Below are 23618 nucleotides of genomic sequence, written 5' to 3' on the forward strand. Positions count from 1 at the left end.
TTTCTTTTTGAACAAAGCAAATAACCATTGATAATCATTTTCAGTTAGTGTACAATGATGGGTTCTGGGTTGTGCTGACAACCGAGAACCTTTATACTGAAGAGTGGAGCTTTGTTTGAAAGGAGATCAAAAACATGAATGAGAAACAGCGCATTGAAAGCGGACAGGTCAATCCATCGGACAAAAAATCCGAGAAGGATTACAGCAAGTACTTCGAAGCTGTTTATGTTCCGCCTTCATTAAAAGATGCGAAAAAACGCGGCAAAGAAGAGGTTAAATACCATAACGATTTTAAAATCTCAGAGCAGTTCAGAGGCATGGGCGAAGGACGGAAGTTTTACATCCGCACGTACGGCTGCCAGATGAATGAGCACGATACCGAAGTGATGGCAGGGATTTTCATGGCGCTCGGCTATGAACCGACCGACTCGACGGAAGATGCAAACGTCATTTTGCTCAACACGTGTGCGATCCGGGAAAACGCGGAAAACAAAGTGTTTGGCGAAATCGGCCATTTAAAAGCTTTGAAAAAAGACAATCCGGATTTGATCCTCGGAGTCTGCGGATGTATGTCCCAGGAAGAATCAGTCGTCAACCGGATTTTAAAGAAACATCCGTTCGTCGACCTGATTTTCGGTACACACAATATCCACCGCTTGCCCGAACTTTTGTCAGAGGCTTATCTGTCAAAAGAAATGGTCATCGAAGTGTGGTCTAAAGAAGGCGATGTCATTGAAAACCTTCCGAAAGTCCGCACCGGCAAAATTAAAGGCTGGGTCAACATCATGTACGGCTGCGACAAGTTCTGTACGTACTGCATCGTGCCGTACACAAGAGGAAAAGAACGAAGCAGACGTCCTGAAGACATCATCCAGGAAGTGAGAAGGCTTGCGGCTGAAGGCTACAAAGAAATCACGCTTCTCGGACAGAACGTCAACGCCTACGGCAAAGATTTTGAGGATATGGAATACGGACTCGGCCACTTGATGGATGAACTCCGCAAAATCGACATTCCGCGAATCCGCTTCACGACAAGCCATCCGCGCGATTTTGACGACCATCTGATCGAGGTGCTCGCAAAAGGCGGAAACCTTCTGGACCACATCCATCTGCCTGTCCAGTCCGGAAGCTCGGATGTCTTGAAACTGATGGCGCGCAAATACGACCGGGAGCGCTATCTTGAGCTTGTCGCCAAAATTAAAAAAGCGATGCCGAACGCATCCTTAACAACGGACATTATCGTCGGCTTCCCGAACGAAACAGACGAGCAATTTGAAGAAACGCTCTCTTTATACAGAGAGGTTGAATTTGACAGCGCCTATACGTTCATCTACTCGCCTCGCGAAGGAACGCCTGCTGCCAAAATGAAAGACAATGTTCCGATGCGCGTGAAAAAAGAACGGCTTCAGCGGTTAAATGAAGTGGTCAACGAAATTTCCGCGAAGAAAATGAAGGAATATGAGGGGCAGGTTGTCGAAGTGTTAGTAGAGGGTGAAAGTAAAAACAACCCTGATATCCTTGCCGGCTATACACGGAAAAACAAGCTTGTCAACTTCAAAGGACCAAAAGAAGCGATCGGCCAGCTTGTCAACGTGAAAATCCACCAGGCGAAAACTTGGTCGCTTGACGGGGAAATGGTAGGAGAAGCAATCGAGGTGAAGTAAAGTGACGCTTTATACGAAAAAAGAGATTGTTGCAAAAGCGCGGGAGCTCGCAAAAATGATTGCAGAAACGGAAGAAGTCGACTTTTTCAAAAAAGCGGAGGCACAGATTAATGAGAATGCCAAAATAACGGGCATAATCAACCAAATCAAAGCCCTGCAAAAGCAAGCCGTCAACTTTAAACATTACGAAAAGCACGAAGCGCTTAAACAAACGGAAGCAAAGATTGACGCGCTTCAGGAAGAGCTTGACGAGATTCCGATCATTCAAGAGTTCAGAGACTCCCAAATGGAAGTCAACGACCTTCTTCAGCTTGTCGCGCATACAATATCAAACCAAGTGACAAACGAGATCATCACATCGACCGGGGGAGACCTGCTGAAAGGCGAGACCGGTTCAAAAGTGAAAAATTCATCACCGAGCTGTTCTCTATAATTTGGCGGCGCCTTTTAAGGCGCCGTTTTTTTTGAATTCAATTTCCCGCCGCGACGGCTTATTGAAAAGATTCGTTTTTCGGCTGTCTTTTTCTTTTCTGATTTAAGTCAAGTTTATCCTTTTACCTGCATACACTTAAACAGATTCATTATATGGGAATTTATTTTGATTTCTCAAGGAACGCACATTAGACGAATGCCCAGCATAGGATAATACGAGGAAAAACAAGGAGGCATGACCGAATGTCTGAATACAGGGAAATTATCACTAAAGCGGTGGTCGCGAAAGGCCGGAAATTCACCCAGTCCACTCATACAATCTCCCCTTCGCAAAAGCCAACCAGTATTTTAGGCGGTTGGATTATCAATCATAAGTATGACGCTGAAAAAATCGGAAAAACCGTGGAAATTGAAGGGACATATGATATCAACGTCTGGTATTCATATGCGGACAACACCAAAACCGAAGTTGTGACAGAACGCGTTTCCTATGTTGATGTCATTAAGCTCCGGTATCGCGACAAAAATTACTTAGATGATGAACACGAAGTCATTGCGAAAGTGCTTCAGCAGCCGAACTGCCTTGAAGTGACCATTTCTCCGAACGGAAACAAAGTGGTTGTACAGGCGGAAAGAGAATTTTTAGCAGAGGTCGTCGGCGAGACGAAGGTCGTCGTAGAGGTCAATTCTGATTGGACGGAAAGCGATGAAGAAGAAGCGTGGGAAGAAGAGCTTGATGAAGAACTTGAGGATATCAATCCCGAGTTTTTGGTTGGAGATCCAGAAGAATAAAAGGAAGCTAGGGAAACACCGCCCTAGTTTCTTTTTTTTCAGCACGAATCTTTATGGTATAATGAGTGTTGGAATCAATAGAAACGTTTATACATAGTGAGGGATTAAATATGGCAGGCTACACGCCTATGATACAGCAATATTTAAAGATTAAGGCAGAGTATCAGGATGCCTTTTTATTTTTTCGTCTTGGCGACTTTTATGAGATGTTTTTTGAAGATGCAAAAAAGGCGTCTCAGGAGCTCGAAATCACGCTGACGAGCAGGGACGGAGGATCAAGCGAAAGAATCCCGATGTGCGGGGTTCCTTATCATTCCTGCTCTTCGTATATCGAACAGCTCATTAAAAAAGGCTATAAAGTCGCGATCTGTGAACAGGTGGAGGACCCTAAATCGGCCAAAGGAGTCGTCAAAAGGGAAGTCGTGCAGCTGATCACACCCGGCACCGTGATGGACGGCAAAGGGATTCATGAAAATGAAAACAACTTTATCGCCTCTGTCAGTAAATTTCAGCATACATACGGGCTCGCTTTTTCTGATTTGACGACGGGCGAGAATTTAGTAACGGCTATCGAAAGGCTTGATGATGTCGTTTCCGAGATTTACTCTGTCGGAGCAAGGGAAATCGTCGTCAGCCGCAACCTTGACGAGAAAGACGTCGCAATGCTGAAAGAGCGCTGCGGCGCCACGATCTCTTTCGAGGATGAACAAGCGGATGAAGTGCCTGGCATTGTGAACGGACTGGGGTCCAAAGAGCTTGTCGATACGTTTATGAGGCTTTACGTCTACTTGAAGCGGACGCAGAAAAGAAGCCTCGACCACCTTCAAAACGTTCAGGCCTACGAGCTCGAAGAAGCGATGAAAATCGATTTGTACTCGAAACGCAATCTTGAACTGACGGAAACGATCCGTTCGAAAAACAAAAAAGGCTCGCTTCTTTGGCTTTTGGATGAAACGAAAACGGCCATGGGAGGGCGGCTGTTAAAGCAATGGATCGACAGGCCGCTGATCAGAAAGGGACAGATCGAAGAGCGCCAGGAAATCGTTGAAACGCTGATCGCCCATCTGTTTGAGCGGGAAGATTTGCGCGAACGGCTGAAGGAAGTATACGACCTCGAGCGGCTCGCCGGAAGGGTCGCATACGGCAACGTCAACGCCAGAGATTTGATCCAGCTGAAGGAATCGCTGAAACAAGTCCCGGCCATCAAACAGCTTGTCGGCTCCCTCGACCATCCGAAAGCAAAAGCGCGCGCCGAGAAAATCGATCCGTGCGGCGATCTTTTGAATCTTTTGGAAGACGCGCTATACGAGAATCCGCCTCTTTCATTAAAAGAGGGGAACTTAATCAAAGACGGCTACCACGCGAAACTGGATGAATACAGGGACGCAAGCAAGAACGGAAAAGACTGGATCGCAAGGCTTGAGCAGCAGGAACGCGAGTACACGGGAATCCGCTCTTTAAAAGTCGGCTTTAACAAGGTGTTCGGCTATTATATTGAAGTGACGAAAGCGAACATCCATCTGCTTGAAGAAGGCCGCTATGAACGGAAGCAGACGCTGACCAATGCAGAACGCTACATCACGCCGGAGCTGAAAGAAAAAGAAGCCCTGATTCTCGAAGCGGAAAACAATATTTGCGAGCTGGAGTATGAGCTGTTTTCCGAGCTTCGCAGCAAGGTGAAGGAATATATCCCGCGCTTGCAGCAGCTGGCAAAAATGATGAGCGAGCTTGATGTGCTCCAATGTTTTGCGACGATCAGCGAAAACCGGCACTATGTTAAGCCGGAGTTTTCCGATGATGTCGTTCAGGTGATCGACGGACGGCATCCGGTCGTAGAAAAGGTGATGGACAGCCAGTCTTACGTTCCGAACAGCTGTGAAATGGGCAAAGGCAGGCAGATGCTTTTAATCACCGGGCCGAATATGTCCGGGAAAAGCACGTATATGAGACAGATGGCGCTGATCTCCATTTTGGCGCAGATCGGCTGCTTTGTTCCTGCGAAAAAAGCGGTGCTGCCGATCTTTGATCAGATCTTTACGAGAATTGGCGCAGCGGATGATCTTATATCCGGACAGAGCACGTTTATGGTGGAAATGCTTGAAGCCAAAAACGCGATCGTCCATGCGACGAAAAACAGCTTGATTTTATTTGACGAAATCGGCCGGGGTACGTCCACTTACGACGGAATGGCGCTTGCACAAGCGATCATCGAGTACGTTCACGAGCACATCGGCGCGAAGACTTTATTTTCCACTCACTACCACGAGCTGACGTCCCTTGAAGAAAAGCTGGACGATTTGAAGAATGTCCACGTTCGTGCGGAAGAATACGAAGGAAAGGTCGTTTTCCTTCACCAGATAAAAGAAGGAGCAGCAGATAAAAGCTACGGTATCCATGTCGCGCAGCTGGCTGAATTGCCCGACGGTTTGATCAGCAGGGCGAAAACGATCCTGAAAGAACTTGAATCCGGCGCAAAAGAAGCCGCTCCATCAACGGCACCGAATATGGTAAAAGAGGCGGCGGAAGAAGCCGCGGCGACTGTTGCAGATCAACCGGCCCAGCTGTCATTTTTTGAGACGGACAAGCCAATAGAAAAAGAGACGAAGCTCTCCAAAAAAGAGCAGGCTGTTTTAGCCGAATTTAAAGCGATGGATCTGCTCGATATGACGCCTATACAAGTCATGAATGAACTGTACAGGCTGCAAAAAAAATTAAAGTAACAAAGAGGTGAGCCAACTTGGCAAAAATTGTTCAGCTGCCTGACGATTTATCGAATAAAATCGCGGCGGGTGAAGTAGTGGAAAGGCCGGCGTCGGTCGTCAAAGAGCTTGTCGAAAATGCAATCGATGCGAACAGCTCCGTGATTGAAATCGATGTTGAAGAAGCGGGTCTCGCCTCGATTAAAGTGCTTGACGACGGCGAAGGGATGGACGCAGAAGACTGCAGAACGGCTTTTTTGCGTCATGCCACAAGCAAAATCAAAGACGAAAACGACCTGTTTCGCGTCAGAACGCTCGGATTTCGCGGAGAAGCTTTGCCAAGTATCGCGTCTGTCTCACACTTAAGCATTAAAACGAGCACCGGAGAAGGGGCAGGCACCCATTTGACGCTGCAGGGGGGAAGAATCATTTCCGAGCAAAAAGCGCCAAGCCGCAGAGGAACCGAAATTACGGTTACCAACCTGTTTTTCAATACGCCGGCAAGGCTGAAATACATGAAAACGATTCATACCGAGCTTGGCAACATCACAGATGTGGTCAACAGAATCGCCCTTGCCCATCCGGAAGTTTCGATCAGGCTGCGTCATCAAGGGAAAACGCTTCTGCAGACAAACGGAAACGGCGATGTCCGCCACGTGCTTGCGGCGATTTACGGCACGGCGGTTGCCAAAAAAATGCTCCCGCTTGAAGCGAGATCTCTTGACTTTGAAGTGAAGGGCTATATCGCTCTTCCTGAAATTACGCGCGCCTCGCGAAATTACATGTCATCTGTCGTCAACGGCAGATACATTAAAAACTTCCCGCTCGTAAAAGCGATCCACGAGGGCTACCATACGCTTCTTCCGATCGGCCGCCATCCGATCACGTTCATTGAAATCAACATGGACCCGCTCCTTGTGGACGTCAACGTGCACCCGTCAAAGCTGGAGGTCAGGCTGAGCAAAGAGACGGAGCTTCACGAGCTGATTCGCGACGCCATCAAAGACGTCTTTAAACAGCAGCAGCTCATTCCAAGCGTGCAGGTCCCGAAAAAAACCGCACCTCTGATCAATAAACCAGAGCAGCAAAAGCTTGATTTCGACCAGGTACGAGAACCGGCACCTCTTTCTGATTCTGATGTTGAAAGAGAGTATAAGCCGGAGCCTTCGTTTTCGGCGATGAAATTAAGCTCGCTTGTCAAAGACCCGCCGCCTTCCGCTCCCGTAGAGCGCGAAGAAAACGTAATGCAGGACACCGAGCCTGAATGGCCCGGAGCTGAAGAGTATACGCCTGAAGCCGCGCCGGCCGTACAAGCAGAACCGGAACAGGCAGGAGAGAACGTCCAGGACGAAGAGACGCCAAAAGAAAGGGTGCCGATCATGTATCCGATCGGCCAAATGCACGGCACCTACATACTTGCCCAAAATGAAAACGGGCTGTACATCATCGATCAGCACGCCGCACAGGAGCGGATCAAATACGAATATTTCCGTGAAAAAGTCGGGGAAGTCGAATCGGAAGTCCAGGACCTGCTTGTGCCGCTGACATTCCATTATTCAAAAAATGAAGCGCTGACGATCGACCAGCACTTGGACGATTTAGCCAAAGTCGGCGTCTTTCTCGAATCGTTCGGCGCCGGCAGCTATATCGTCCGATGCCACCCGACATGGTTTCCGAAAGGGGAAGAAACGACGATCATTGAAGACATCATTCAGCAGGTCCTTGATGACCGCACGATCGACATCAAAAAACTGCGCGAAGAAGCCGCAATCATGATGAGCTGCAAAGGCTCCATCAAAGCCAATCATCACCTGCGGGACGACGAAATCACCGCCCTGCTCGATGAGCTGCGCAGAACATCCGACCCTTTCACATGCCCGCACGGCCGGCCGATCATCATCCACTACTCCACCTATGAGATGGAGAAGATGTTTAAGCGGGTAATGTAATTTTTAATCGCTCACAACCTTTGGTATATCAATGGCTGTGGGCGATTTTGATTTTATTGACCACATTTTGACCGCATTAACACTAGACGGCCTGCTTTAAATCTTGCCGTCTGTAAGAAGACAATTAGGAAGCGGCACGTATATCGTCCGGGTATTCTGTTTTATGGATGATTGTAAGCTATAATTCTAAGAAAATTTGGATAACCAAAAGAGGGCTTCTCTTTGAGATCAGGTCTCATAGGCAACCATTAGTCAGATTTCGCAGCTGTTTTCATTTTTCTAGAAAATGTTATAATGAAAAGCCACGAAATGACTTGAAGAGGGGGAATTTTGATGCATTACATAACGGCATGCTTAAACATCATCAGCGATAAAGACCTTAATGAAATAATGAAGGAATTCAAAACACTTGAGGAAAAAACGAACAAAGAAGAAGGGTGTATTCAATTCCATGCTTATCCGCTTGAACCGTCGGAGCGCAAAATAATGCTCTGGGAGATTTGGGAAAACGAAGAAGCTGTTAAAGCCCATTTCACGAAAAAACACACAAAAGATGTTCAAAATCAACAATTAACAGAAGTAGAATGGTTAATCAAAAGCAATGTGAATGATTAAAGCGCGAAACATTCAATGACGAAAAATTAACCCCCGTAATCGAGTGGAAAATTGTTGGAGGATTGTTGTCCAACGCTGCCAACAGTCATCATTTTCATTTAGAAATCATCAGATTATTCATAGCAGTGATTAGAAAATTTTTTTGTCCGAGGTACTGTAATGATTTGATTCACTGCATGATATGAAGGGATACAAAAAGCTCGGTTCTGTCGATGTCACCGATGAAATCGGTACAGGCAAGGACTTCATCGGCGGTTCGTACATGCTTTATTCAAACGGTCAAATTGTCCGAAAATACATATCCGGCGGTGAAGTGAAATACGAACTTGTCAGTCGCATACCGGAAAGCAGAGTGAAGAAAAGCAACATTGAAAAAGCTCTTGATTGGGCTAAAGACACAGTTGGGGAATTGTCCGGTGGTTATGATGGTTATAGAGCGATAACAGGTGTTGACCCTGTGACTGGTGAAAAACTAACCGTCACTGACCGTATCCTGTCCGGTGTTTCTGTCATACCCGCTACTAAAGTAGTCAAGGTAGGGAAATATGCTTTCAAAGCCACTAAAGGTGCGAAGACGGCGAAAAGGGTTTCGAATGCCGAGAGAAGTGCTAATGCTACGCCTAAAATTAATAGAAAACAAGCTCTCAATCAGGCAAAAGACTTAGCTGGCAACAACCTACACGTCAATGGCAGGTTGGCGATGATATAACTAAGAAGGGTGTAGACTATAAAAACTATAAATATAGTTCAAATCCAACCCATCATGGACGTTACTATGAGTACGAAACTCCTGAAGGATTAAGAGTGGTTGTTACCCATACTAACGATAACAGATTACACGCACATGCAGGTAAGCCTGACAAAGAGGCAAATCAATTCAACTATGACTTTAAGAAAGAGAGATATACTAATATATACGGTCCTAATGGAGACCACCATATATACTATAAATAAAAGGTGAGGAAGTTATGTCGTCTCGTAATGAAATTATTAAACAAAAAAAGCGATAATGAATGCAAGGAAATCGATGAAGGAATTTACTTGCTTAGAACTATTAGATTTTGAAGAGTTTGATTCTCCTTGGATAGACTTGTTCGAGCCATTACTAAAACAATTTCGAAGAATAGATTCCAAACCAACTTATTATAAATTAATTGGGGATTCTAAAGAAAACAATATTTTATGGATAGAAAATTCCCTAAGTTTCCTTAAACAAAAAAAAGAGTGGTTTATCGTTGTTCCCAAATGTTTACAACCAGTGTGGGCAAATGTTCGAGTTTTAGACTATTCTAAAGCAATTCATGAGCTTTGGGAAATGTCAGAACCTGATAATTTCCTAATTGCTGATAAATCTACAGGAATGATTGCAAAAATATTTTTTGAAGAACAACAATACGAGATCCATATTGGAAAATGTAGTCTTGATAACATTAAAAAGAATAACTAAGAGAACTATTTAAACACCTTGATTGGCAACTGCCTATCAAGGTTTTTTCATATTCAAATCCGACAAAAAGGGGGATAAAATGGGGGACTTTTTCTATTCCACTTTGTCATACGATAGAGACAAGAAAAACGAACGTGAATATCGAGTCCAAGAAGGAGAGCCTGCGGACACTGACCTTTTGCATATGGATGTTGTGCAGCTGATTGGTGGCCGCTTTTTTATTGGCCAGAATGGGAGACGCACCTTTCCCTTATCAAGTGTGAACTCGGATGTATCGAATGATGATGAAGGTCGTCAGCTTCACAGGAGGAACGGCTGGAGGCTGGAGTCTATGCAGGATTGCGCGCGATAGTCAGGGGACGCAGGGAAGTCCTTATAAGAACAAAAAGAAAAGCAGGCAAATAACCTGCTTAAAAACTGATTTTGCCCTTGAAATAGACTCGCAAAATCAAATCTCGGGTCTTTCTGTTAAGCAAAGAGAGAGCCAACAAAGCGAGAAAGAGTTACTTTGCGATGCAATTTTTAAATTGCCGCTCCAGTTCCTCTTTGTCCAAGTCCTTTCCGATGAAAACAAGTTCGCTTTGTTTTTTCTCGTTTTCGTTCCACTTCCGGTCCGGACGTCCTGAAAACAGCATATGAAGCCCTTGGAATACGATTCGATATTCTTCGCCTTTAATATAAAGGATCCCTTTATAACGCAATAAATCTTCTCCTTTTTCCCGTACGAGATAACTCATCCAATGATCCACCTTTGCCAAATCAAGAGGCTTCTCTTCCCGAAAAGCGATAGAAGACACTTTATCATCGTGATGGTGGTGATGATGATCTTCTAGAAAATGAGGATCGATTTCAATTTTTCGATTGACGTCGAACGTATTGATCCCCAGTATATCTCTTAAATTGACCTTGCAATCTCTGGCATACAGCCTCTTAGCCGTAGGATTAATGTTGACAAGTCTTTGCTCCAAGGATTTCAGCTCGTTATTCGATACTAAATCTGTTTTATTGAGGATGATGACGTCAGCAAATGCGATTTGCTCTTGCGCTTCATCCTGATCATCCAGATGTCTGGTGACATGCTTGCTGTCTACTACCGTGACGATGCTGTCAACTTCAAATATTTCGGATAGCAGTTCATCCATGAAAAACGTCTGGGCAACGGGGGCAGGATCAGCCAGTCCCGTTGTTTCGATTAAAACGCGATCAAATGCAACTTTCCCTTGATCCATTGAGAATACAAGCGTTCTCAGAATGCGAATCAAATCTCCGCGGACCGTGCAACAGATACAGCCGTTGTTCATTTCCAAAATTTCTTCTTCAGAATCAACGACAAGCTGGTTGTCTATCCCGACTTCTCCGTACTCATTGACAATAACCGCGATCTTTTGATTGTGCTTTTCTGTAAGTATTCGATTTAAAAGTGTGGTTTTCCCGGCGCCTAAGTACCCAGTGAGAATAGCGACAGGAATTTTCTTTTTAGTTATAGGCATGATCATTCGACTCCATTTAAAATTTTTTCGATACTTTGATTACTTTTTCTTTTGGAACTCCGGAGATGACGCCGGATGAACGTTCGAAGCGTTGGCCGTCATACAAATGGCTTGCTTTTTCTTTATAATCTTCATTGGTACAAAGCGAGTCAATCAGGAGGGGGACATCCTCAGGTTTTAAATCTCTATACCAAGTTCCTCTCGGGTAATGGATGGCCACGCACTTATCTTGGCACCTTCCATTACACCGCGTGCGCGTTGTATGAATGAAATCATCAAGCTCCCGGTCCGAGATTTCTTGCCGAATCACTTGAGTCAGTTCCTCAGCTCCGGCCCGATTGCAGCTGCTGCCGTTGCAGATAAAAATATGATGTTTCATATTACTTAAATCCCATGTCGCCATATGTATCTTCCCTCCAAATAAAACAGAATTATTCCGATTTGTAAGCGATAAAATGATAAAGAACTGAGAATGAATATAGAGGCGCCCCGGTCGATCACTGTCCGAAAGGTGATACTCATAACGGGGAGACGGCCCCGGCAACATCCGCAGTATTTCACTCCTTTCGAAAAGCTCCATATATTTCAGCCTTCTTTTGCGCCTTTGGTTATTTCAATACTACAACAAAACGTAATTATTACGATTTGAAAATCATTTTATCTCTTTTTCAAGTCAAACGCAAATAGAAGAGGTTAAACGGTGCCAATGAGATCTGTGCAGCTTCTTTATCCAGCCGCACCTTGGCGCAAAAACCCCTTGAGCAATCAAGGGGTTTTTTATCTATAGCAATTTTTCCATTGCCATTACATCGATAAAACGTCCATCTAAAATTCCTTGATTTTTAAAGATGCCAACTTGCCTGTAGCCCATTTTATTGTATAGGTTTTGCCCAAGTTCGTTAAAGGGAAATGTAAAGAGGACGATTTTATAAAAACTATTCTCTTTAGCTGTTTTTTCTAGAGCTTGAAGAAGGAGGCCGCCTATTCCTTTTCCGCGGCATGCACGATCAACATAGACAGAAAGGTCGGCAACACCTTGATAAGCACAACGGTGGGAGTACGGGTTCAAAGAAGCCCAGCCTACAATTTCTCCTTTTGATTCGGCCACAAGGACAGAATAGCGCCCTTGATGTTCCTGAAACCATATTTCGATATCGCTCATTTCCTTTAAATCTTGCTCCAGAGTCGCAATTCGATCTTCAATGCCCTGATTATAAATAGTTAAGATAAATGGCAAATCGGCAGAAATAGCTTTTCGAATGTTTATGTTATGCATGAGTTCCTCCGTAGAAGGACTTCGAGTGCAGCATCATATGATAAGTTGGTCACTAAATTGTCCGCAAGTTTTTGAAAGCGCGTTCGTTATTGTTTGCTTGACGGATCTAAGCGGAATTGGCAACAGACAGGGTAAAAGAGAGCAGGCCTAAGCTTTGCTCTCTATTTTTTTGACACTTCATCTTTGAATAAATGTTTCTATTTCCCGTTACTTGATATCGATGGCCGAAGCTTTATTGTCCCAATCAGAAGCCATATTAGCAGTTTTGCCGTACCAATCGGAATGTCTAAACAAAACGCCTTTGCCGTATCCTTGAGTTGAAGTATGCTCCCACAGCGTCGTTGAATAGCTTGATGAAGGAGACGCCGTACTTAACGATGAAATTCTGTCATTCCAGCTGGATGGCAAGTTTTTAAATCCGTCTCTCCAGTAAATATACTGCCCGCCTTTATTTTTATATTCATAGAAATCGGTACAGCAGGGACCGCTGGCAGAAGGTTTGAATTGCTTCTCAAGCCTCTGCTTGTCTTTCGCGATAAAGGCTTCTAAAGTAACCTTGCTCGTAAATCCATACGCAAGCAAATCGCCGTTCTTATTCTGCTTGGGCAGAACCATGGTTACTTTGACATCTCTGACGGATTTGGCGTTGGCTTGAGCCGGCGAATCCACATTTTTTCCGTCAACGGTTAAGTAGTGGAAAGATTTGACCGTATATTGATTCCGCTGCTGATCGTCCAGTTTCACTTTAACATCGCTTTCATTTTGCGACGCAGCGCTTGCCGTCGACGCGGAAATCAAACAGGCAGCGGCAACGAGTCCAATCCCAATTGTTTTCTTGAACTTAGTTTTAAACATATAACAACACTCCCTCTCTTAATTTTCCTATTTATTAATAGGATGGAAAAATAATAGCATTAATAGAATGAAAATCATGTCTCTTTTTGAAAAAAACATTAATTTTCTATTAACATTCAGCAGCAGGAGAGGTTCGGTATCTGTATTGCATTAAAAAAAGGCTCTTTTTTAAAAAAGAGCCTTTCATGATGGAGTCAACAACGGTAAGCAGGAGGAGAACATGTAAAATAAGGAGAAGGTCATAAGTTATTGCTGACTTTTAAAACGAACTTTTTAGTAGCCTCCATATCCACCGCCGAACCAGCTGGCGCCGATGATGATTAAGAGAATGAACAGAACAACAATTAAAGCAAAACCGCTTCCGTGTCCGTAACCTCCGCTCATATGTTTCACCTCCCTAAAGAGACATAGTTTATCCTATGTCACTTTATAAATTTGGTATAGGATATTGATTTACATTTTTAAAAATAGTTGAACCAACTTCACCCTCATGCGAGTCTCAGATGAAGAGCCGACTATCATGAGGACTTCGTGCAGAGAGGATGAAAATGGTGATTGGCGTCCTTTAAACGGAATATAATGCAATAAATCCACCGAAAAGGGCGCTGAATAAATTGAATTTTCAATTAACTGAAAAAGACATGCTTCGTATCATCAGGAATGGTCTTCAAACGGCACAGTACCCTAAGCATATGATGATCGTTGGTGCCGGGTTGTCCGGACTTATCGCAGCGTCTTTATTAAAGAATGCCGGGCATAGAGTGACGATTGTGGAAGCAAATGACAGAGCGGGAGGGCGTGTTTTTACTTCCCGTGCGCCCTTTAGCGAAGGGTTGTATTTCAATGCCGGGCCGATGCGCATCCCCGATATCCATACTTTAACGATGGAATATATTAAGAAGTTTAATCTGCCTGTCAATGTGTTTATCAACCGAACCCCCATGGATATTCTTTACGTCAACGGCGTGAAAACCCGTCTTCATGAGTTTGAAAAAAATCCGGGCGTTTTAAGGTTCCCTGTTGCTCCCCATGAGCAGGGAAAAACGGCAGAACAGCTGATGCTTTCTGCTTTGCAGCCTATCCTCAATTTTATCAGCCAAGATCCGGCGAGAAATTGGCGTATTGTTGAAAAACAATACAGGAACGAATCGTTAGGATCTTTTCTCAACACTCATTTTTCAAGCGGTTCCATCGATATGATTGGTGTGCTTTTGGACATGGAAGCGTACATGGGATTGTCCCTTGTCGAAGTATTGCGGGAATCGATTTTTTTTACATCGCCGACTCGCTTCTATGAGATTACAGGCGGCATGGACCTGTTGACGCAAGCTTTTCTTCCGCAATTAAAGGGGAATATTTTATTCCGTCAAAAATTGATGAAAATGTCTCAAACTAAAAACAGTGTAACAGCCCATTGCATTCACCAGCAGTCGGCAGAACATTCAGCGGTGACAGGTGACTTCGCGATCGTAACAATACCTTTTTCAGCATTGCGATTTGTGGCATTTGAGCCGTTTGAATCCTTTTCCTACCAAAAGCGGAGAGCGATTCGGGAGCTTAACTATATTGCGGCGACAAAAATAGGAATCGAATTTAAGAGCAGGTTTTGGGAAAGAGTCGGACAGCGCGGCGGCAGATCGATTACCGATTTGCCGATTCGCTTTTCATACTACCCTAGCAGCATAGGAGGACACGGGCATGCTGTCATTTTAGCGAGCTATACGTGGGCTGATGAAGCGCTAATATGGGACAGTCAGCCTGAAGAAGAGCGGATCCGCTATACGCTGAAAAATTTAGCGAAAATATATGGAGATATCGTGTATTCTGAGTTTGTATCAGGCGCTTCTTTCAGCTGGACGCAAAATCCTTTTTCAGCCGGAGCATTTACAGCTTTCGAACCAGGGCAGGAATTAGAGTTGTATCCTTATATTCCGATGCCTGAAGGAAGGGTGTATTTCGCCGGGGAACACGCTTCCCTCACTCATGGGTGGATGCAGGGAGCGATTGAATCGGGAATACGGGCGGCGTATGAAGTAAATCAGGCCTCCCGCGTATAACATGAACTTTGCAAGTATTTTAATAGAAAGAACCGATTTTAAGGGATGGGGAAGAGTCGCTGTTAAAAAGCGGCTTGTTCGTTTTTATTGAGTTAAACAGACGGATCTTCCAATAAACTCCGCCTTCTGAGGGGATGTAAATTTGTTTTTGCTTCCTCAACAGTAAGAAGTGTTTCCATTCGTAAAAACAAGTTTTTAAGAACTTCATTTATAAAAAATTTTAATGCTTATGATACAATTGAATTGCAGATGTAACTCGACAAGCAAAAAAGTGTTTTGCTGAGGTGAATGATCGGATTGCCCGCATTTTTTCGTTAAGAACCCTCCTTTTTCTTACAACAAAAAAAGCCCCCAAAACGAGTTTTCCCTTAGGAAAGGCTCATGACATACCGGATGGAATGACTTAACATTCTGCCGGGCAGAATAGCTAAGAAAGGATTGAATCACATTGAATGCTGCTCGTGATCGAAACATCATGCTTTTGCTTCTCTGTTTGACAGCAGGTATTGTAGATGTGATTGGGTACTTAAGTATCGGTCACGTATTTACCGCTAATATGACCGGGAACATCGTACTGTTAGGATTATCAATCGGCAATTCTCTTCATGCGACCGCCGTGTACTCGCTGATCGCACTGTTCGGATTTATCATCGGCGTGATTATATCAGCAGCCATTGTCGGAAAACAGGAAAAATCGTTCTGGCCGACAGGCGTCACGATTGCACTTGCTGTGGAAGCAGCCGTATTGCTTCTATTTGCCTGCCTGACTTTCTTTGAAAGTTCGCCGCACCTTTTAATCTTGCTGTTAAGCATTGCGATGGGGCTTCAGACTACGGCAGCCAGAAAGCTCGGCATTGCAGGGATTTCCACTACTGTCCTAACGGGGACGCTGGCAAACTTTTTCGAAGATGTGACAAAACGATTCCTCAGTAATAACAACCAAAAGGTCATCCATAAGGACGCATGGCTTCGCGCTTTGACGATTGTGCTCTATTGCCTGGGGGCTGTCATTGCCGCACTTGCTGAACCTGAGCATCCGTTTGTTGTGATTTGGATTCCGATCGTTATCATTATCGGTATTATTGCGGTTGCAGGCACAAGGTTTCACGGAAAGAGTGAGGGATGACCAGATAAGGACGGTTCTATACACCGGCATTCGTGAACCATCGATTGTTACATATGTTTTATGAAGGTGCAAGTCCGGGTAATAGGACGGGGAAAAGCACCAGTATCGCTTAAGATTGGGAGGAGGATAAATGGTTGGAACACATTAATATGGAGCAGTTTATTTTATTAGCGGCCTTATTGCTGATTATCGGTGTACTGACAACGAAATTTTCGACTAGGCTCGGAGTGCCCGCCCTTGTATTGTTCTTGATTGTCGGGATGATCATGGGGAGCGATGGTCTCGGAATTATTTATTTTAATAATCCCGAGCTTGCCCAGCTGATTGGAATTATCGCACTTGTCGTCATCCTTTTTGAAGGCGGTTTGCAAACAAAGTGGTCTTCGGTCAAAGCGGTCGCCGTTCCTTCATTGTCGCTCGCGACGATTGGCGTTTTGCTGACCACCTGCGTGGTTGCGGTTGCCGCCAAGCTGATTTTTAATGTTTCTTGGATGGAGGGCTTTTTATTCGGAGCGATTGTCGGCTCTACAGACGCAGCCGCGATTTTCGCCGTATTGAAAGGCCAGAATATTAGAGACAGATTGAGCTCCACTCTAGAAGCAGAGTCGGGTACAAATGATCCGATGGCGATGTTTTTGACTTTATCGCTCATCCAGCTGCTGACGGCTGACCATTCATCTTATTTCATGCTTGTTATTTCATTTTTCTGGCAGATGGGAATGGGACTTTTGCTCGGATATTTACTCGGGCGGTTCGCCAGCTTTGCCATCAATAAAATCAACTTGGATTCGAGCGGACTTTATCCGATCTTCGCTCTTGCTTTTGCGCTTCTTACCTACAGTCTTACAGATGTCATCGGGGCGAGCGGCTTACTGGCCGTCTACATTGCCGCGCTTGTCATCGGAAATCAAGATTTGACTTACCGACATTCCATTTTCAGGTTTAATGAAGGCTTTGCCTGGATGATGCAGATTTTGATGTTTATCATTCTCGGATTATTGGTTTTTCCTGCCCAATTTTTATCCTTCGATATTATTTTCAAGGGCTTCTTGCTTTCCCTGATTTTAATTTTTATCGCCCGGCCGGTTGCCGTTTTTCTGTCGACCATCAAAATGGGCTTTAATTTTAACGAAAAAATCTTCTTATCATGGGCCGGATTAAAAGGGGCAGTCCCGATCGTTCTTGCAACATTTCCGATGACGATGGGGCTTGAAAACAGCCAATTGATCTTTAATGTCGTATTCTTCGTCGTTTTAACATCGGCTTTGATCCAAGGGTCAACCATATCGGTCTTCGCAGAAAAATTGAAATTGAACGGACCGCAGAAAGTAGAAGCGCCGCATTCGCTGGAGCTTGTTTCCATCGGCAAGGCGAACGCCGAAATTATCGAATTTGAAGTCGATGACCAAGCAGCCATTACCAGGCAGATGCTGAAAGACATCAGCTTTCCAAAAGATGCCCTGATCAATGCGATCATCCGAAATGGGGATTTGGTCACGCCGCATGGAGAAACGAAAATTAAACCAGGCGATATTTTATATATCCTCGTATCGAAAAAACAAAAGAAGGAACTGAAAAAATTTTTAAACAGAGAATTTGATTAAGCCGTCGGAAAAGCACAGTACAAGGCAGACTTGCTCAGTATGTCACGAATAAAGGTCAATGAAGGGTACTGCACCGGTATTCTTCATTGGCCTTTTTTTGCCATGTGGAAGTTCAGCTATATGATAAGTGACATTTAGACCTTTGTTGATCAATTGCTCATATCCATTTATAATTTAAAAATCAAATATTAGGAGGCGCATGAATGATGAAGTGCAAAAAAATAAGTGGGTTAACATTCGAGGGGAAAGCGCATCATTAACCCTATAAACTGCGTGATTCCCCTTTAATTTTGGGGGTATCATTCAATTGAAAAACAGTAAAATACAAACCTTTAAACATCAAAAGAAGGCATTTTGGTGGCTTAGCTTTGTCGCTTTCTTCAGCGTGATGAACGAAACCGTATTTAATGTTGCATTGCCGGACATAAAAAATCAATTCGGCGTGTCGCCTGCGGCGGCAAATTGGGTGAATACGAGTTTCATCATTTCCTTTGCTGCCGGTTCAGTTGTTTACAGCAGGCTTTCTGATATGTACGGCGTCAGGAAGCTGTTTGTGGCCGGACTGCTCATCTATGGCGGAGGCTCATTTATGGGTTTGTTGGCTCAAGCTTATTTCCCGGCTGTGATCTTTGCGCGCTTTGTTCAAGGATCCGGGGCTTCCGCTGTACCCGCGCTTATCCTGGTCATCATCACGCGCTATGTCCGTCCGGAGGGCCGGGGCAAAGCATTCGGCATTGTCGGATCACTGGTGGCAATGGGCGAGGGAATAGGTCCGGCCATCGGCGGAATGATTGATTGTACATTATATTCATTGGTCGTTTCTGTTTATTCTGCCGATGGCAGTGCTGATGGCGATTCCTTTCTTCTTTAGAAATATGCCTGATGAAGCCGCTGCAAAAGCAAACCTGGATATCATTGGGATCGGACTGCTGACAATCAGCATTGTGATGTTCGCTGTATATATATCGCTGTATCATGTCTTTTATTTACTGGCGGGCATTTTTTGCTTGATTGGAGCTGCAGTTCATACCCGACATGCAGAACATCCGTTTATTGACCGTTCTTTAATAAAGAATCGCCGATATATAGGCGTCGTTTTGGCAGGATGTACTGTATTGGGAAGCGTTGCGGGAATCGTCTCTGTCGTTCCTTATATGATGAGAGTCTTGTTTAGCTTAAATGCCGATACTATCGGGAGCGGCATCTTACTTCCGGGCACTGTGGGCGTTATCTTTTTCGGCGTTGCGGGCGGAGCCCTTACAGATCGCTTCGGCAGCCGGTTTGTTTTTACTCTTGGATGGTTATTGATCTTGTCAACCATGGCAGCCGCGTCACAGGTCGGCGACCGGACACCATGGTTGATGACGATTATGCTCGTGTTTATATTTGGCGGTCTTTCATTTGTGAAAACGGCAATTTCAAACAGTACCGCAGAAAGCTTGGAAGAAAAGGCTGCAGGCGCTGGAATGGGGATGCTGAACTTTGCCTGTTTTTTATCTGAAGGAATAGGCGTCGCATTAGCAGGAGGCTTGATGGCAGTGCACGGGTTTGGCTATTCTGCGCTTCCGGCAATGAACGATGCCTGGAGTGCTGTATTCAGCCGCTCGTTTGCCATATTCACAGTTTTTGTATTGGCTGGCGGATTGCTATATTTATTGACTTGCAAACGCAAAAAATCTTAGGATATTCGAGTGGTTGGGCGGGAAAGCCCAGCCGTTTTTTATGCTGACTCGATTTTCTGAAACATAATGAAAAGAAAATCGTATTTGATGTAAAGCTTCTTGAGAGGATGAAAATGATGAAAAGAAGCATCGGCACCTTTGAAATTGACGGACTGACAATTGAATATTCGCGAGTAGGTGAAGGGAAGCCGATTCTTGTGATGCACGGAGGTCATTCGAATTGCCGCGAGGAATTTGGGTATCGAGATCTTTATGAGAGCCGATTCTCTATCATCACGCCTTCCCGTGCAGGGTATGGCCGGACATCGAAAGAAATCGGGGACAGTTTGGAACTTGCCTGCTATTACATATGAAACTGCTTGATCATTTAAATATCAAGAAAGTTCATGTGGTTGCGGTGTCAGCCGGCGGGCCAAGCGGAATATGTTTTGCATCCAAATACTCGGAAAGAGTAGAATCCTTAATTTTGCAAAGCGCTGTCACAAAGCAGTGGCTGACAGCGAAGGATATTGAATATAAAGTTGGTCAGATCATCTTTCGGCCGCCTGTTGAAAAGGCCGTATGGAAGCTGATATCGGCGCTTAACAATCGATTTCCGGAATGGATCTTTAAGAAAATGCTATCCTCCTTTACTACACTTCCTGCTGATCAGGCGATGCTGAAAGTCACGGAGGGAGATATTGAAGAAATGAGAAAAATGAACAACAGACAGCGTTCAAGTCGAGGGTTCTTGCTTGATTTAAAAAATATAGACGATTTATCTTTCCATCATTTGAAGGAGATTTCTTGTCCGGTATTAATTATGCATTGCCGATATGATCGTGTTGTTCCAGCCGAGCATGCTTTTCATGCAAAAAAACTGATTCCTTTTTCAGAAGTCTATCAGGCAGACAGCTGGGGTCATCTCATTTGGCTGGGAACAGAGGGTAAATCTGTCTCACAGAAGGTCATCAGCTTTTTAAAAACCACATCATCTTGATCATAAGATGAATAAAATTTTAGGATCGCAGCCTACCCGCAAATGAAGTAGTGCAATTTTTTAATCAAGAGCAGAATGATCTTTCCGAACAGAACTGATGAACGTCGTACAAGACTTGCAAATAAGATGAATGAGAAATCCTCCCTGGCCGGTTTTCGGAGCACAAGGGAAACTTATGTATAAGAATCTATTCCGATAGAGGGACAGGTACGGGATGAATCATTGATTACCGTTGCCTGCGATTTCCCAGGGGGGAGAGAGTTGGTAAACTTGATATCATCCGCGGGTTTGCTTTGCTTGGCATTCTTTTAGCCCATAGGGAAGTCGTCTTTGGCTGTGGATATTTCAATTTGGGCCTGCTGAATGGATATGGCGCAGTTTGGCTTGCGGCAAGCGGCAGCTTCTTCCTAAACTCGCGATTGAAACGATGCGGCTATGCAATATGGTGAAACGTTGCATGAAAAACTTAACATTTTAAAAATCCAGCCGATATGATGAATAAATAACTGCACGCTTCCGGCAAATGTGGTATGGTAGCTAGTAAGTTTAGGAAAAGGGAGGATATTGATGATCATCGTCACAACAGATACAATCGCAAATCAAAACATTGTCGAAGTCAAAGGGCTTGTCACAAGCAGCATCGTTCAGTCGCGGAATATCGGAAAAGATATTCTGTCAGGGTTGAAGTCAGTCATTGGCGGAGAATTAAAAAATTACACCCAAATGCTTGAGGATTCGAAAAAAGCTGTGAGGGAACGGCTCGTGAATCAAGCTGAAGAGCTTGGAGCAAACGCGATCGTCGGTCTAAGGTTCGAACTGTCTGCAGGCCAGGGAACCTCCGAACTCATCGGATATGGTACGGCTGTTGTAATCGGCTAGCTTGCAATCGAAAACGAAGGCGGCGGCTCTCGTTGCCGCCTCAGCGAGTCAAGAAGGCTTCCCTGTCTGTTTCGTCTCTTTATGTTTTTGAGTCAGATGGGGATACTTTCTGTAGATGACAAACGCTATGATCGCCATATATAAGCCGTAGACGCCGACAGAGAGCAGCTTGTTTTCGCTGAAATTGGCACCTGCGATAGAGACGACGAGAACGTTGGGGACTTTTCCAAGCGTCGAAGCCGCAAAAAAGACAGCCCATTTCACCTTGCTTAAACCGCAGACGATATTCATGACAACGGCTGGGATAACCGGGATCAGCCTGCCCAATAGTACGGCTGTAAAAGCATTTTGGTTAAAATACGCTTCATATTCGCTCATTTTCGGGTATTTCGTTAAGTGTCTGCGAGCCATGTCTCTGAATCCGTAACGTGAGAGGAAAAACAAGAGCATGGTGCCGAGCATAGACCCCGTCAGCGTGATCAGCACGCCGTTTGCGATTCCGAACAAGGCGCCGTTTAATCCGGCAATGAGCGCAAACGGGACGATCGGGAAAAATACACAGGCCGCCACAAGCAGCATGCTGAATAATACCGAATAAACGCCTCCGTCCCTGATGACGTCGAGCCAGGAATCTTTGCAGACGAATCCGACCGCGATGATACTTGCCATGATGATGATAGTGAATAGTTTTCTGATCATACCGCTCCCGCTGCCTTTCTTTGTCTTTAGCTTCTACATTTGCAATAAAGCTTCTTCTAAGTGTGCCAAAATCTCGTCAGTTTTTGAGAGGTTGCAATTGCTGAGCATAATCAGCACTTTTTTCTCATCCATGTATCGGTTAATTGAGCTGATAAAACCGTGGATTTCTCCATCATGCCATATTTTATACTTATTTTGATGATTAATAAACCATCCGTATCCGATCGAATTGTTTTGAATGAGCGCCGGAGAAGGGCCTTCGGCTGCAAAAGCCTGCTTTTTGACGCGGCTGTAAAGGGCTTCTTTCAAAGCATCTTTTGAGACAAGCTTCTCGGTGTAAAGCGCCCTGTCCCATAAGTACAAGTCTTCAACGGTTGAATACAGCCCGCTTTCCCCGTAGCCGTATACGATAGGCGCTTTGATCATTTCACGATTCAGGCATAAATATCCGACTGTAGGCGAAATATCTTCCGGAGAAGAGAAAAAACCGGAGTTTTTCATGCCTAAAGGGTCAAAGATCAATTGTTGAATAACGTCTCCATAAGCTTCATTTGTGATCGTTTCAATGATTTTTGTAAGCAGTATGTATCCTGAATTACTGTAATTGAACCTTTGTCCCGGCCGAAATTCAAGCGGCTTGTCAATAAAACGTCTGATAAATTGGTCCAACGGTGCGCGCTCCAGCTCAATATCGAGCAATTCTTCCTCTAGAAAATCAGGAATTCCGGACGTATGGCTTAATAAATGTTTGATGGTAATGCTGTCGCCGTTCGGATAGCCTTCTAAATAGTTTTGTACCGGGTCATCTGTACGAAGCAGCCCCTTTTCTTGCAGCTGCATGACCGCTATAGCTGTGAATTGCTTTGTCAGTGAGGCAATTTGGTAGCGTGTAGACGGTTCATTCTTCACCTTGTCCTTACAATTGGCATAACCGTATCCTTTCGATAACAGTATACCGTTTGAATCTGCCAGCAAAATGCTGCCGTGAAAATGATTGTTGGATGCTTGTTCCATTAAATAATCATCAAGATGTTCCGCTGTATATACCAATAACAACAGTCCTTTCATATCTAATTATGATAAGAAGAAAACAATAAACGATAGTTTTGAAAGGAAATGAAGCAGGAAGCGCGACCAAAATAACATTATAAAAATTTTTTTGTATTTTCCATCATTTGCAGAATAATTTAAGCTAAATTTAAAATAAGGCAATTTCATGACATCCGTTAAAACGAGTGCTGTTTTGACGGATGTTTTTTATTATAAAACGATTGAAATATAAGTCGGCAGTAACGAAAAGGGGAATAAAGTCGTACACAGCCTTAAACTAAGGGCTAAAGTTCTGTGTTTTTTTGCAAGGAAAAGGACTATAT

At 44.4% G+C, this 23618-nt stretch carries 23 protein-coding genes and 1 pseudogene; 17 read left to right on the top strand and 7 right to left on the bottom strand.

The window, feature by feature from the left end; genetic code table 11:
• Positions 1-134 precede the first annotated feature (134 nt).
• The 9 genes from miaB (at position 135) to H7F26_RS15975 (ending at position 9598) form a co-directional block, all read left to right on the top strand.
• A complete protein-coding gene (gene miaB / locus H7F26_RS15935) occupies positions 135-1664 on the top strand; it encodes a tRNA (N6-isopentenyl adenosine(37)-C2)-methylthiotransferase MiaB (protein ID WP_003181965.1) in 1530 nt (509 codons plus the stop codon).
• Position 1665: 1 nt separating this feature from the next.
• Complete coding sequence (locus H7F26_RS15940; RefSeq protein ID WP_003181967.1) at positions 1666-2097, top strand: regulatory iron-sulfur-containing complex subunit RicA; 432 nt, start codon at positions 1666-1668, stop codon at positions 2095-2097.
• A gap of 242 nt (positions 2098-2339) precedes the next feature.
• Positions 2340-2888: an outer spore coat protein CotE gene (gene cotE, locus H7F26_RS15945; protein ID WP_003181968.1), complete on the top strand. Its 549-nt coding sequence runs from the start codon at positions 2340-2342 to the stop codon at positions 2886-2888.
• 110 nt (positions 2889-2998) lie between these two features.
• Positions 2999-5608, top strand: coding sequence for a DNA mismatch repair protein MutS (gene mutS / locus H7F26_RS15950; RefSeq protein WP_011197985.1), 2610 nt, complete (start codon positions 2999-3001; stop codon positions 5606-5608).
• 17 nt (positions 5609-5625) lie between these two features.
• Complete coding sequence (gene mutL, locus H7F26_RS15955) at positions 5626-7536, top strand: DNA mismatch repair endonuclease MutL (RefSeq protein WP_003181972.1); 1911 nt, start codon at positions 5626-5628, stop codon at positions 7534-7536.
• Between the two features lie 333 nt (positions 7537-7869).
• Positions 7870-8151: a putative quinol monooxygenase gene (locus tag H7F26_RS15960; protein WP_003181975.1), complete on the top strand. Its 282-nt coding sequence runs from the start codon at positions 7870-7872 to the stop codon at positions 8149-8151.
• 181 nt (positions 8152-8332) lie between these two features.
• On the top strand, positions 8333-8860 hold the full coding sequence (locus H7F26_RS15965; protein WP_003181977.1) for a pre-toxin TG domain-containing protein: 528 nt from the start codon (positions 8333-8335) through the stop codon (positions 8858-8860).
• Positions 8857-9105, top strand: a complete 249-nt coding sequence (locus H7F26_RS15970; protein ID WP_080508521.1) for an HNH/endonuclease VII fold putative polymorphic toxin — start codon at positions 8857-8859, stop codon at positions 9103-9105. Before H7F26_RS15965 ends, H7F26_RS15970 begins: the two co-directional genes overlap by 4 nt.
• Positions 9106-9160: 55 nt before the next feature.
• A complete protein-coding gene (locus tag H7F26_RS15975; protein ID WP_011201654.1) occupies positions 9161-9598 on the top strand; it encodes a hypothetical protein in 438 nt (145 codons plus the stop codon).
• 503 nt (positions 9599-10101) lie between these two features.
• Here H7F26_RS15975 and H7F26_RS15980 read toward each other — a convergent pair.
• From H7F26_RS15980 to H7F26_RS16000, 5 genes are all read right to left on the bottom strand, one after another.
• A complete protein-coding gene (locus tag H7F26_RS15980; RefSeq protein WP_003181980.1) occupies positions 10102-11094 on the bottom strand; it encodes a CobW family GTP-binding protein in 993 nt (330 codons plus the stop codon).
• Positions 11095-11104: 10 nt separating this feature from the next.
• Positions 11105-11491 carry a (2Fe-2S) ferredoxin domain-containing protein gene (locus tag H7F26_RS15985; protein WP_003181982.1) on the bottom strand — a complete coding sequence of 129 codons (387 nt, stop codon included), beginning with the start codon at positions 11489-11491 and terminating at the stop codon, positions 11105-11107.
• Between the two features lie 378 nt (positions 11492-11869).
• Positions 11870-12364 (bottom strand): arsinothricin resistance N-acetyltransferase ArsN1 family A, encoded by a 495-nt coding sequence (locus H7F26_RS15990; RefSeq protein WP_011197989.1) that lies wholly within the window; start codon positions 12362-12364, stop codon positions 11870-11872.
• Positions 12365-12571: 207 nt separating this feature from the next.
• Positions 12572-13219, bottom strand: a complete 648-nt coding sequence (locus tag H7F26_RS15995; RefSeq protein WP_003181986.1) for a hypothetical protein — start codon at positions 13217-13219, stop codon at positions 12572-12574.
• 273 nt (positions 13220-13492) lie between these two features.
• Positions 13493-13603 (bottom strand): YjcZ family sporulation protein, encoded by a 111-nt coding sequence (locus H7F26_RS16000; RefSeq protein WP_011197990.1) that lies wholly within the window; start codon positions 13601-13603, stop codon positions 13493-13495.
• Between the two features lie 257 nt (positions 13604-13860).
• Here H7F26_RS16000 and H7F26_RS16005 point away from each other — a divergent pair, with 257 nt between their 5' ends.
• From H7F26_RS16005 to H7F26_RS16035, 8 genes and pseudogenes are all read left to right on the top strand, one after another.
• Positions 13861-15276, top strand: coding sequence for a flavin monoamine oxidase family protein (locus H7F26_RS16005; RefSeq protein ID WP_026080856.1), 1416 nt, complete (start codon positions 13861-13863; stop codon positions 15274-15276).
• A 448-nt stretch (positions 15277-15724) separates the two neighbouring features.
• Complete coding sequence (locus H7F26_RS16010) at positions 15725-16402, top strand: YoaK family protein (RefSeq protein ID WP_003181994.1); 678 nt, start codon at positions 15725-15727, stop codon at positions 16400-16402.
• 134 nt (positions 16403-16536) lie between these two features.
• Positions 16537-18006, top strand: coding sequence for a potassium/proton antiporter (locus H7F26_RS16015; protein WP_003181996.1), 1470 nt, complete (start codon positions 16537-16539; stop codon positions 18004-18006).
• Positions 18007-18313: 307 nt separating this feature from the next.
• Positions 18314-18877, top strand: a complete 564-nt coding sequence (locus H7F26_RS22045) for an MFS transporter (RefSeq protein ID WP_003181998.1) — start codon at positions 18314-18316, stop codon at positions 18875-18877.
• Positions 18798-19688: an MFS transporter gene (locus tag H7F26_RS16020; protein ID WP_081365313.1), complete on the top strand. Its 891-nt coding sequence runs from the start codon at positions 18798-18800 to the stop codon at positions 19686-19688. Before H7F26_RS22045 ends, H7F26_RS16020 begins: the two co-directional genes overlap by 80 nt.
• A 116-nt stretch (positions 19689-19804) precedes the next feature.
• Positions 19805-20667 (top strand): annotated as a pseudogene (locus H7F26_RS16025) (alpha/beta fold hydrolase).
• Between the two features lie 340 nt (positions 20668-21007).
• Positions 21008-21145, top strand: a complete 138-nt coding sequence (locus tag H7F26_RS22285) for a hypothetical protein (protein ID WP_367657763.1) — start codon at positions 21008-21010, stop codon at positions 21143-21145.
• 89 nt (positions 21146-21234) lie between these two features.
• Positions 21235-21546 (top strand): YbjQ family protein, encoded by a 312-nt coding sequence (locus H7F26_RS16035; RefSeq protein ID WP_003182008.1) that lies wholly within the window; start codon positions 21235-21237, stop codon positions 21544-21546.
• 48 nt (positions 21547-21594) lie between these two features.
• Here H7F26_RS16035 and H7F26_RS16040 read toward each other — a convergent pair whose 3' ends face one another.
• Together H7F26_RS16040 and H7F26_RS16045 are read right to left on the bottom strand one after the other, a co-directional pair.
• Positions 21595-22245, bottom strand: a complete 651-nt coding sequence (locus H7F26_RS16040) for a TVP38/TMEM64 family protein (protein WP_003182010.1) — start codon at positions 22243-22245, stop codon at positions 21595-21597.
• Positions 22246-22278: 33 nt separating this feature from the next.
• On the bottom strand, positions 22279-23295 hold the full coding sequence (locus H7F26_RS16045; protein WP_011197991.1) for a serine hydrolase domain-containing protein: 1017 nt from the start codon (positions 23293-23295) through the stop codon (positions 22279-22281).
• Positions 23296-23618 lie beyond the last annotated feature (323 nt).

The organism is Bacillus sp. PAMC28748 (assembly GCF_014250415.1).
In the GTDB taxonomy this organism is placed as follows: Bacteria; Bacillota; Bacilli; order Bacillales; family Bacillaceae; genus Bacillus; species Bacillus licheniformis.